Source organism: Lonsdalea britannica, assembly GCF_946477055.1.
Lineage (GTDB): Bacteria > Pseudomonadota > Gammaproteobacteria > Enterobacterales > Enterobacteriaceae > Lonsdalea > Lonsdalea britannica_A.
In genome coordinates, this window is record NZ_CAMKXG010000122.1 from 1 (window position 1) to 10,178 (window position 10,178).

At 56.1% G+C, this 10,178-nt stretch carries 12 protein-coding genes; 6 read left to right on the forward strand and 6 right to left on the reverse strand.

Translation table 11 applies throughout. The annotated features are described in order from the left end of the window. Window positions 1–46: 46 nt before the first annotated feature. The 4 genes from Q7O77_RS09800 to Q7O77_RS09815 all read left to right on the forward strand — a co-directional run bounded on the left by Q7O77_RS09800 (window position 47) and on the right by Q7O77_RS09815 (window position 2,456). Window positions 47–367 carry a multidrug efflux SMR transporter gene (locus Q7O77_RS09800; protein ID WP_304166389.1) on the forward strand — a complete coding sequence of 107 codons (321 nt, stop codon included), beginning with the start codon at window positions 47–49 and terminating at the stop codon, window positions 365–367. A 41-nt stretch (window positions 368–408) separates the two neighbouring features. Next, window positions 409–960 carry a TetR/AcrR family transcriptional regulator gene (locus Q7O77_RS09805; protein WP_304166392.1) on the forward strand — a complete coding sequence of 184 codons (552 nt, stop codon included), beginning with the start codon at window positions 409–411 and terminating at the stop codon, window positions 958–960. A 72-nt stretch (window positions 961–1,032) separates the two neighbouring features. Beyond that, window positions 1,033–1,491, forward strand: coding sequence for a CesT family type III secretion system chaperone (locus Q7O77_RS09810; protein WP_304166395.1), 459 nt, complete (start codon window positions 1,033–1,035; stop codon window positions 1,489–1,491). 62 nt (window positions 1,492–1,553) lie between these two features. Further along, entirely contained in the window at window positions 1,554–2,456 is a 903-nt protein-coding gene (locus tag Q7O77_RS09815; protein WP_304166398.1) for a hypothetical protein, read from the forward strand. A gap of 284 nt (window positions 2,457–2,740) precedes the next feature. On the opposite strand, the gene Q7O77_RS09820 is transcribed toward Q7O77_RS09815, so the two are convergent. From Q7O77_RS09820 to Q7O77_RS09830, 3 genes are read right to left on the reverse strand one after another with little or no spacing between them, the layout of a single operon-like run. Next, on the reverse strand, window positions 2,741–3,553 hold the full coding sequence (locus Q7O77_RS09820) for a PfkB family carbohydrate kinase (protein ID WP_304166402.1): 813 nt from the start codon (window positions 3,551–3,553) through the stop codon (window positions 2,741–2,743). A 10-nt stretch (window positions 3,554–3,563) separates the two neighbouring features. After that, complete coding sequence (locus Q7O77_RS09825; RefSeq protein WP_304166405.1) at window positions 3,564–4,541, reverse strand: SIS domain-containing protein; 978 nt, start codon at window positions 4,539–4,541, stop codon at window positions 3,564–3,566. Between the two features lie 3 nt (window positions 4,542–4,544). Further along, complete coding sequence (locus Q7O77_RS09830; RefSeq protein ID WP_304166407.1) at window positions 4,545–5,324, reverse strand: ABC transporter substrate-binding protein; 780 nt, start codon at window positions 5,322–5,324, stop codon at window positions 4,545–4,547. 236 nt (window positions 5,325–5,560) lie between these two features. Here Q7O77_RS09830 and Q7O77_RS09835 point away from each other — a divergent pair, with 236 nt between their 5' ends. Then, entirely contained in the window at window positions 5,561–6,319 is a 759-nt protein-coding gene (locus tag Q7O77_RS09835) for a GntR family transcriptional regulator (protein ID WP_304166410.1), read from the forward strand. Window positions 6,320–6,484: 165 nt separating this feature from the next. Beyond that, the gene (locus tag Q7O77_RS09840; protein WP_304166413.1) at window positions 6,485–6,823 is read left to right on the forward strand and encodes a Dabb family protein; all 339 of its coding nucleotides are present in this window, start codon (window positions 6,485–6,487) and stop codon (window positions 6,821–6,823) included. Window positions 6,824–7,005: 182 nt separating this feature from the next. On the opposite strand, the gene ulaR is transcribed toward Q7O77_RS09840, so the two are convergent. The 3 genes from ulaR to ulaG form a co-directional block, all read right to left on the reverse strand. After that, window positions 7,006–7,761, reverse strand: coding sequence for an HTH-type transcriptional regulator UlaR (ulaR, locus tag Q7O77_RS09845; RefSeq protein ID WP_304166416.1), 756 nt, complete (start codon window positions 7,759–7,761; stop codon window positions 7,006–7,008). 105 nt (window positions 7,762–7,866) lie between these two features. After that, window positions 7,867–8,739, reverse strand: coding sequence for an L-ribulose-5-phosphate 3-epimerase (locus Q7O77_RS09850; protein WP_304166419.1), 873 nt, complete (start codon window positions 8,737–8,739; stop codon window positions 7,867–7,869). Window positions 8,740–8,762: 23 nt separating this feature from the next. Then, a complete protein-coding gene (ulaG, locus tag Q7O77_RS09855; protein ID WP_304166432.1) occupies window positions 8,763–9,830 on the reverse strand; it encodes an L-ascorbate 6-phosphate lactonase in 1,068 nt (355 codons plus the stop codon). Window positions 9,831–10,178: the final 348 nt, after the last annotated feature.

The following is a 10,178-nucleotide window of genomic DNA, read 5'->3' on the forward strand; positions in this document are numbered from 1 at the left end:
AAATTCAAATACACTTGTATTTAAATCACACACTGGAGCTAACACGATGGCTTGGATTTACGTATTGATAGGGGGCGTATTGGAGGTGGGGTTTACCACCTGCCTGCGCTATACCGACGGCTTTAAAAACATCCCCTGGACGCTGGCTTTTCTGGTCTGCATCATCGGTAGCATGTGCTTTCTGGAGCTGGGAACGCGGAGCATCCCCATCGGTACCGCCTATGCGGTCTGGACGGGGATCGGCGCATTGGGAACGGTGCTGGTCGGCATGATCTGGTATCACGAACCAGCAACACTGGTCCGTGGGTTACTGATTTGTCTCTTGGTGGGTTCTGTCGCGGGTCTCAAACTGACTTCCGGTCATTAATGACTAACGACTTTAACTCCCTGTATAAAAAGAGGTTTCAAGTGGGAAGAAAACCAACTATTGACCGAGAAGCCGTGCTGGATGCCGCAGAAGGCGTAGTGTCAAAACTGGGCGCAGCAGGGCTGACAATAGATGCCGTGGCGAAGGCGGCAGGTATTACCAAGGGCGGCGTTCAGTCTTGCTTTGGCAACAAGGAATCCATGATTGAAGCCATGATCAAACGCTGGGACGTGTATTACCAAAAGCAATTAGCGGAACTGTCGGGGCACACCGCCTCGCCTGACGATAAGCTCAAAGCGCATGTGGTCACGACCTCTCAAAATGACGAAAACAACGTCTCGCGCTCTGCGGTGCTGTTGTCCGCGCTTTTGCAGTCTCCGGATTATCTTGGCTCGGTACGCGAATGGTATGCGGAGCGGCAGCGTGAATTCGCACTCGAGGAAAGCGATCATGACGATACCCGGCGCATCGCTTTTCTCGCGACGGAAGGTCTGTTTTTCCTGAAATATTTTGGGTTGATGGCGTTGAGCAAAGGCGAATGGGAGCAAAACGCGGCGGCGATCCGGCGGCTTCTGGACAACGATGAAAAATAAATAATCACACCCTACGGGAACCCTTCCCGCACCGACGCCACTCATTAAGACCCTGTCACGTGAGTATCGGTTATGTTGAATGAAAAATTTCATGCACTGTCTCGGGCGATTATCCAGAGATATCAGCCCGACGAACTGCCGCCGCCGCGTCCGGAGGAAGACCTCTATAGGTTGGTCTTCGAACACGATCTGCATATCTATCTGATCGGCAGCCAACCGGGGTATCTGAATATCGTCGCGACATTTGTCGCTCCCCACGCGTGGCGAACACCGGAGGGATTTCAGGCGTTGTTGGCAGAGAATGTTTTTAGTCTACGCCATCCGGCCATCACGCTGGGCTACGACAGCCCGAGCAACAAAATGGTGCTCTACGCCCGTCAGCCGCTGGATGAGTTATCAGCGGAGCTGGCGGTGAAAACCTTCCATGAATTTCTGACACGAGCGGACGCCTACTGCTGCAGGACGTCTCTTCCCACCATCAATCAGTCTGCTCGCCACGCTGGCTTACAACGTGTTTCCAAAAAAGCATGAGGAGATAGTTCTACGTTCCATTCCTGCTGGGGACGGCATTTTTCAAGCTTCGGAGGCAACCCATGCCCAGATTTAACATTTTTCGCGGATCTTCTTCCTCTTCAACGTATAGCGCCATTGTTGAGAATGGTGACACCGGCAGTCACGTTCATGACACGCGCAGCGCGAGTCAGCTGGGGTTATCGGGCTATCAATATAAAAACGTGGTGGTGAAACCCGGCACTCTGTCCGCACTGGCGGATGCCTGCTGGGCGAATCGCGTCGTCAAAAATATGCTTCCGCACGGGGCCGGAAATCAACGACAGGATGTGCGGGCCTCATCGGGTGAAAGCTGGGCCCGTATGCATCTGGCTTCCGAAAAATTTCCTCATGGCGGATTCGTTAATCAGATGAAGCGAGCGCAAAAATTTCAGGGCGGGAACTGTGCGGTGCACGCCGCCATCGCCGTTGCCGCATTAAAGGAACGCAATGTGTCGCAGCCAATATGTCGGGTCCGCCTGCGGCTGCCGGAAGACACTAGTCACGAATTTGTTTTGCTGGGCGACCCTCGCGATCGCCAATGGGGAGAACGCAACACGGTCGTCGTCGACGCCTGGCCGACGCATCCCAGCGCCTGCACGCTGAAGCAGGCGGTGTTGCACGATATGCAACGCGGTACTCATACCCCGTTGGCAGAGCTGATGCCATCACGCGATAGTCTCGTCTGGGACGTTTCAGATTTGGTCGAGCGGAGCGATATTCGCCGTCTTCGGGAGGTCAAACTGCTGAGTTCGGAGGCGCTACAACAAAAGCTGGCGAAAGCCGGTTTGCCGTCGCTGCATTCCGACGATTTAGTCAGACATGCGTTGAATGACGACTCTTTTAACCGTTTTGATGTGCGCGTCGCGACCGATCCCTCCACGACTTACACCAATGACGCCAGCCACCGAGGTCAAAGTTTCGACTTTTTATTGTCCGACCGGTAGGGGCGCTTCGTTATGCGACTCCCAGCGCTTTCCTTCTTCAAAAGTCACTCAGAGACCGAACGCACAACGGCGTTGTTCTATCCACGAGGCCTACGACGCAATCCCCTCAATAAATAGAGCAGGCCGCGTTATGGCGAGTCGATTTCCGCGCTGATTTTTTCTGCGGGCGCGATGTGGCGCAAAAGGATAATCGCTGACGGTGGAAGCCCTGGCTACTCGCATCGGGCTGCCATCGGGTCAGATCGCTTTGCTTGAGCGGCGGCGGAAACCGGATCAATGCCGCTTCAATACCGCATTCCTTCGCCGAACGCCCCTTCCATCATGCAAATGCGCGCTGCGAAGTTGGCCCCCTGACGCAGGCTTTCGGATAGCGTTTTTCCATCGAGATGCGCCAATAGAAAGGCCGTGATGAAAGCGTCTCCGGCACCGAGCGTGTCGATAGGTTCAATCGGTTCTGGTGCCTGACTCATCCATTGGTTGCCATCGAACAATATTGCGCCCTCCGCGCCACGCGTGGCGATGACCCACCGGCAACCCGCATCGTGCGCCGCCAGCAGCAGCCGACGGGTCTCATCAATAGGGCGGTCCGCACAGGAGAAAAACGCGTAATCCAGCCAGCGGCACTGGGACAGCGCCTGATCAACGTCGAAGTCATCCGAAAAGTCGTAGGATAACCGGCCGGGCAACGCGCCGAGATCCGCCAGCAGCGGGTCGATATAGCTGTAGGCGCTGGTATGGATCAGGTCGAAGCGGCCCAGCCACGAGAGGTGCTCCAGCACGAAACGCATGGAGGTGCTTTGACGGATACCGCCCGCATTAGAGCCGAGGAACACGCGTTCCCCCTGCTCAATGCTAAGACTGGCGTGACCGCTTTCGCCAGCGACCGTCAGGCAGTGTTCGAGACCAACGCCGCGCTGTTCGAGCACGCGGCGGATGTGCTCCGCCGCCCGGTCGTCGCCAAACACGCCTAAATAGGCGGCATGAGCCGATAACAGGCGGGCATAAACGCTGAAATTCAGCGCATTGCCGCCCGGATAACCGGTGCCGGTGTGGGTATATCGATCGATAACGTTATCGCCAAGTCCCAGGACTTTCATTACGCGTACCTCAGTAATCCACCTGACCCATGTATCGCCGCGTCTCCAGAGGATGCTGACGCACCTTCGCCAACGCCGCGCGGTATTCGCACATGACGCTGTAGAACAGTATCGGATTGAAATACTCCACTACGCCAGCCGGGATCACACCCAGACCGAGTGCTTTGGCGTCAATGATTTCCACCTTGTCGGCATAGCGGCTCAGGAAGTCCCGCACGCGCTCATCCAGCGGCCGAGTGCGCCCCTCGTTCATCATCAGGATCCAGGGCGTGTGGTGATCCGTGACCTCAAACGGCCCGTGGAAATATTCGCCGCTGTGGATGGAAGCGGCATTCACCCACTGCATTTCCATCAGCGAGCAGATGGCGAAGCCGTAAGCGTGACCGTAAGACGCGCCGCTGGACAAGATGTAAAACAGAGACTCCTTCGCATAGCGATCGGCAAACGCCGCCGTGCGGGTCTGCACCTGCTGGCGTGCGTTCGCAATCACCGCGTCGATCTGCCCCATGCCCGCCTGAAAGTCAGCGTAGCCGTCAAAGCCCTCGGTCTGCTGCAATGCCTCAACGCACAGGCTGAGGATCAGCGCCATCGGGTTATTGACCACCTGACTGTCATTCCCCCAGGCGTACAGCAGATTGCCGTTCGAAAAGTCGATCAGCCGAGCGCTCTCATTATGCGTCAGCGTGACGGTCACGCTGCCGCGCTGTTGGGCCAGCTCCGCCGCCGCCACCGATTCCGGCGTGTTGCCGCCGTGAGAACAGACGATGGTCAGTGACTGGTTGCCTAAGGTTTTAGGGGCCGCGTAAACAAACTCGTTGGCGGTCATCATGTAGCTGTGCAGCACCGTGGACTCACTGTTCAGGAAATAGTGGGCCGGATACATGTCGACCAACGACCCGCCGCAGGCGACCAAAAACACCTGCCGTAGCCCTCCCTGCGGGCGGAAACGCTGTTCGATAAGGGAAGCAATCATCGCTGCTGTATTCATGAATTAGTCGCCATACACGTTGAAGGTGAAGTATTTTTTTGCCAATCGGTCGTAAGTGCCGTCCTGCCGGATCTGAGTGATCGCGCCATTAAGCTGTTCCAGCAGTTGAGTATCCTGCTTCCTGACGCCAATGCCGGTGCCCGGGCCAAACACGGCATCGTCTTTCACCTGCGGCTCTATCAGGCTGAACCCTTTGCCCTCCGGCTTCTTCAGCAACGCTTCGGTCACCACCGTGGCATCATCCAGCGTCGCGTCCAGACGGCCGACGACCAGATCGGCATAGACCGCTTCAGCGCTGGGGTAAGACACCAGCTCAACGCCCTCAGAACGCCAGTATTTCTGCGCGTAAATTTCGAATACCGATCCCTGCTGTACGCCAACGCGCTTGCCGCGCAGTGACTCGGCGGTCGGCTTCAAACCGCTGTCTTTTGCGGCGACCAGATAAGCCGGCGTGTTAAACAATTTGTGGGAAAAGTTGATGGCTTTCTGCCGTTCGCGGGTGATAGAGAGCGAAGAGAGGATCGCATCGAATTTACGCGCATGCAGCGCGGGGATCAGACCGTCAAAGCTGCTCTCCACCCAGACGCATTGGGTCTTCAGACGCGCGCAGATCTCATTACCTAAATCAATATCGAAACCCTGCAACTGCCCATCCGCGGCTTTGGACTCAAACGGGGGAAAGGTGGCGTCAGTACCAAACCGGATAGGCGGTAGAGCGGAAGCCGGGCTGGAGAGGGCCGCCATCACCAGACTCAGGGATAACAGGGCAAGCGTTTTTTTCATCATTCACTCCCTATAAATATACCGTAAAATATACCACTAGAGATATACGCTTATCACTCCCCTCGGGCAACGAGTTTATCCATATTATTCAATTATAATAGTACGTTAGGGTGTTGTGGTCTGATTAACTCAGGGGGATAATAGGGCGGTAAAGCGCAATAACTGATGATAAAACAAGCGATAAGCCCTGCGACAAACGCTCTTTCTTTGGCATGCATCGGACCAGAAAACATACCATGAATAACATGAATACAGGCAAACGCCGTCCCCGCAAAGCGTATCTGGAAGCCAAGCAGGCTCTGCTGAGCTTGTTAAATACCCCCGAGTACAACGATGGCGATCAGATCCCGGCGGAACGTGATCTCGCCGTCGTGCTCGGCATCAGCCGAATGACGCTGCGTAAAATCATTGATGAACTGGTCGACGCCGGGCTACTGGAACGTCGCGGCAATCAAGGCACCTGGCTGACCCAGACCACGATTGAGCGGCCGCTGACGCAGGCCATTGAACAGGGTATCAGCAAGATCACCGAGCTGAACGGCGCGGTGCCCGGCAGCCGGTTACTCTATTTTCAGGACACGGCCGCCAGCGCCCGTATCGCACCCCTGCTGAACATTGAAATAGGCGATCCGGTGGTGATGATCAAACGACTGCGGCTGGCGGACGGCGATCCGTTTTGTCTGGAAACCAGCTATCTGCCACGCGCGCTGATGCCGGATCTAACGGCTGAAATGCTGGAGGAGAGCGGTTCACTGTATCGACTGCTGGCCGAGCGCTACCGCCTCTTTGGCGTTTCCGACGAGGGCACCATTCGGGTCGGGATAATGAATGAGGAAGAGCAGGCGTTGCTGAATGCGCCGCCGGACAGCCCCGCGCTCATCTATCGCGGCGTGATTGCCGACCGTTTTCAACGGCCGGTGGAATATCTGGTGTCAGTCAACCATCCGCAGCGGGTCTCGTTTCGTATCAGCCACCGCCCTAACGCCGAGCGATAAGACGGCGGTGTCTTCGGGATATCGGCCCGAGCGCGCGCGGTTTTCGGTCAGGCGTCACAGAGAAAAACCGCGCCAGCATGTTCGTCTCTTAGCCGCGCCACACGCCATGAAAGTCGCCGTGTAAAGGGCTATGCTCTTTGCAGGACATCACAAACGGAGTCAGCAATGATACGCCATATCTTACTTATCACTTTCAAAGCGGATGCCACGGAAGCCGACATTGAGCGGGTGAAATCGGCTTTTTTGCAGATGCCGGCCGCCATCGAAGGCGTCGTCAGCGTCGAGTGGGGATGTAACGATAGTCCGGAAGGTAAAAATGAGGGATTCACGCACTGCGTGATGATGACGTTTAAAGATGAAGCGGCGCGCCAGCGCTATCTACCTCATCCGAAACACGATGAATTAAAAGCGATTTTCCGGCCGATTCTGGGCAATCTCATCGTGCTCGACTACCCGATATTAACGCCTCAGAAAGCTCCACAGCCGGTGACGGCTCCGCGATAAATCCAACGCGCGTTTGCGGCCACTAAGCCAAGGCCGCATGCCATCGCCGACGAGCCCGGCGGTCGGTTATCCCTGAAAGACCGCTCAGGATAACGCGTCGAGCGGGCAAACCCTTGGCGTTCGCCGAGATCGGGTTGGAAACAGGATCACGCCAGCACACCTCTTGCGAGGCCCGCCCGCCGCTAGACCAGCATCACCTCGACACCTTTATCTTTCAGCTGTTGGATCACCTGCGGATTGGCGTCGCGGCCGGTGATCAGCACATCAATATGTTCGGCGGTGCAGAACAACATTCCGGCGCGCTGGCCGAGTTTGCTGCTGTCCGTCAACACCGCCAGCTTGCCGACGTGATCCAACATTTTCTGTTCCGCCATCGCCGTCAGCATATCCATTTTGTACAGTCCTTCAGCCGTGAGGCCTTTGCCGCTGGTAAACATCCAGTGCCCGGCGTACAGGGATGAAATCTCATCCTGCGGCGCCAGAGTGATGGACTGGCTCTTGTTGTACTGCCCGCCAATAATCACCACGCCGTCATGCTCTTGCTCGATCAGATAGTTGGCTAGCGGAAAGTAGTTAGTGATGACCTGAACATCCCGCCCGCAGATCTCCTTGCCCAGCAAAAAGGCCGTCGAGCCGCAGTTGATCACCGCGCTCTCACCCGGCTGCACTAGCCGAGCCGCCGCCTGAGCGATGCGCACTTTTTCATCGTGAGTCGAGGTGCTTTGGCTGTCCAGCGGTGACCAGAGTCGTTTGGTCGGCATCAGCGCCTCTGCGCCGTTGCGGACTTTTCGCACCTGTCCGGCTTCATTCAGCTTGTTGATATCGCGACGCGCGGTCGCCGGAGAAATCGAGAACGCTTGCGTCAGGCTTGCCACGGTCAGATGACGTTTCTCATTCAGCAAGGTCAGAATAGCGCTGTGTCGTTGTGTTTCTGTCATTTCGTGCCTGATTTATGATTATTTATGATGTTTTATGATTGTATAACGCTGTTTCCAAAAATCAAAGCACCGGGCGGGAAGCCTCCCCGCCCGTTTGTCTCATCGTCATCCCAATGCCAGTCCTGCCTCCTGCGCCATCGTCGCCAAACGCGCCTTAGCCCGCCGCAGGTGGTCCTCCCAATGCGCATCCTGCGCCCACATTTCAACGACCAGCGGCGCCGAATAGTTCATCCCGGCCAGCGTGCGAAAAATGGCGGGGAAGTCTACCTGCCCTTCCCCAATGCACAGGTCGCGGAACTGCCCCGGATGTCCGGCGCTGACGCGCAGCGTGTCTTTCAGATGGATTTGGACGATGTGTTCGCCGCTCATCTGCAGCTCTGTACAGACATCGTAATTCCAGCCGGTGATATTACCGACGTCGGGATAAGCCATAAAGTAAGGCGAAGGCACCGCCTGCTTGAGCACTTCAAATTTGCACAGTGAATTCAGGTAGGGCGTATCCATGATCTCCACGCCCAGCATGATGCCCGCCCGCTCAGCCAGACGCGCGCTTTCGCGCATCCCGTCGATAAACCGCTGATGCGTCGCGTCGCTGTGCGGCTCGTAATACACGTCATAGCCCGCCAGCTGAATGCAACGCACGCCCAGTTTGTAAGCCAGTTCGATGGCTTTACGCATGATGACCCCCGCCTGAGCCCGCACCGACGCATCGGCCGATCCAAACGGGAAACGACGGTGCGCGCTCAGGCATAAGGAGTGCACAGGCATGCCGTAGTGTTCGCACAAACGGCGCAGCCGAAAGATCGCCTCATCTCCCCAGTCCAGGCGTTGCAGGCGTTCATCCGACTCATCGACGGACATCTCAATAAAGTCGAACCCCAGCGTTTTGGCGGCCTGAATCTTGTGCTCCCAATCTAATCCCGCAGGCATGGCCTTTTCATACACGCCCAGCCGCAACGCGCCATTCAGGTGATACATCGCGCACCTCGTGCCGGAGGAAGTTACAGGAACGAGCGGAACGGCAGCTCGGGTTCGTCGATGAAGATGTCGTCAAACCCGCGCGGATGCTGGTAGTGCATCTTGGCCTTGTCCGTCGGAAAGGTGTACTTGCCACCCACCTGCCAGAAGAACGGCTGAAAACCGTAGTTCAGGCGATCTTTTTTCCTGTGCCACAGCAGCTCGATTTCGCCGGGATCGCTCTGGAAATTCGCCCAAATGTCGTGATGGAAGGGGATCACCACCTGCGTGTTCAGCGACTCCGCGGCGCGCAGAATGTCTGAAGAGGTCATTTTGTCGGTCACGCCGCGAGGGTTTTCGCCGTAGGAGAGAAGCGCCACGTCAATCGTGTTGTCGTTGCCGTGTCGGGCAAAGTAGTTGGAGTAGTGCGAGTCGCCGGAGTGGTACATATTGCCGCCGCTGGTCTTCACCAGATAGTTCACCGCGCGTCGATCCATCCCGTCCAGAATGCTTTTATCGCGGGAAGATACGCCCTCCGGCAGCGTCACCAGCGCGGTCCGGTCGAACGCGTCCAGCACTTTGATGGTGATATCGCCGATCGCAATCTCCTGCCCGACCTGCGCCACAATGCAGCGTTCGGCCGGTACGCCCCATCCTGTCCAAAGCTCGACGCACGCCTCGGGACCGATGAACTTCACGTGATCGCCTGCATTTTGCAGCACCGCCGCCGCCACGTTGATGTCGATGTGGTCAGCGTGATCGTGCGTCGCCAGCACGGCATCTATCTTCTTGATAGCGAACGGATCCAGCACAAACGGCGACGTGCGCAGGTTGGGTTGCAGCTTGCGTACGCCGCCCATGCGCATCATCTGATGCTGCTTTTTCATGTAGGGATTAGCGTGGGTTTTCTTACCGGTGCCGCACCAGAAGTCGATGGCGATCTGCGTCTCACCCGCAGACTTTAACCAGATGCCGGTACAGCCCAGCCACCACATGGCGAACGTCCCTGCGGCGACCTCCTCCTGCTCGATTTCCTCATTGAGCCAGGTGCCCCATTCGGGGAACGTGTTCAATATCCATGACTCCCGGGTAATGTCTGTTACTTTGCTCATCGTTTTATCCTTCTTCATGATTAAAACAACCGCCGTCGACCGGTTTCCACGGGTCGCAGATCGTGTCACCCCGCTTCGTGTTTTCCCTTTCCTGAGGCGCTCATCACAAATGAGTGACTTCTGGTGATTGAAAATGACTATATCAATCACAAATATGATTATCAATGATTAGTTGTTGCACTTCATGATTCGCTGTTATTGGGGATTAAGTACCGGAAAGATAACTGCAAAAGCACCTTTATCAACCACAAACAAAACATAACTTATTATTTATATTATGTTTTTATTACCACTCCAGAAAATAAATCAACTACCGTGATAATCATGATTGAAAGCTTGATCTTCACC

What these genes read in the sequence shown, in the direction of transcription:
- Q7O77_RS09800 (WP_304166389.1), top strand. Translation starts at nt 47, where the DNA reads ATGGCTTGGATTTACGTATTGATAGGGGGCGTATTGGAGGTGGGGTTT.
- Q7O77_RS09840 (WP_304166413.1), top strand. Translation starts at nt 6,485, where the DNA reads ATGATACGCCATATCTTACTTATCACTTTCAAAGCGGATGCCACGGAA.
- Q7O77_RS09825 (WP_304166405.1), bottom strand. Translation starts at nt 4,541, where the DNA reads ATGAATACAGCAGCGATGATTGCTTCCCTTATCGAACAGCGTTTCCGC.
- Q7O77_RS09820 (WP_304166402.1), bottom strand. Translation starts at nt 3,553, where the DNA reads ATGAAAGTCCTGGGACTTGGCGATAACGTTATCGATCGATATACCCAC.
- ulaG (WP_304166432.1), bottom strand. Translation starts at nt 9,830, where the DNA reads ATGAGCAAAGTAACAGACATTACCCGGGAGTCATGGATATTGAACACG.
- Q7O77_RS09835 (WP_304166410.1), top strand. Translation starts at nt 5,561, where the DNA reads ATGAATAACATGAATACAGGCAAACGCCGTCCCCGCAAAGCGTATCTG.
- Q7O77_RS09810 (WP_304166395.1), top strand. Translation starts at nt 1,033, where the DNA reads ATGTTGAATGAAAAATTTCATGCACTGTCTCGGGCGATTATCCAGAGA.
- Q7O77_RS09815 (WP_304166398.1), top strand. Translation starts at nt 1,554, where the DNA reads ATGCCCAGATTTAACATTTTTCGCGGATCTTCTTCCTCTTCAACGTAT.
- Q7O77_RS09850 (WP_304166419.1), bottom strand. Translation starts at nt 8,739, where the DNA reads ATGTATCACCTGAATGGCGCGTTGCGGCTGGGCGTGTATGAAAAGGCC.
- Q7O77_RS09830 (WP_304166407.1), bottom strand. Translation starts at nt 5,324, where the DNA reads ATGAAAAAAACGCTTGCCCTGTTATCCCTGAGTCTGGTGATGGCGGCC.
- ulaR (WP_304166416.1), bottom strand. Translation starts at nt 7,761, where the DNA reads ATGACAGAAACACAACGACACAGCGCTATTCTGACCTTGCTGAATGAG.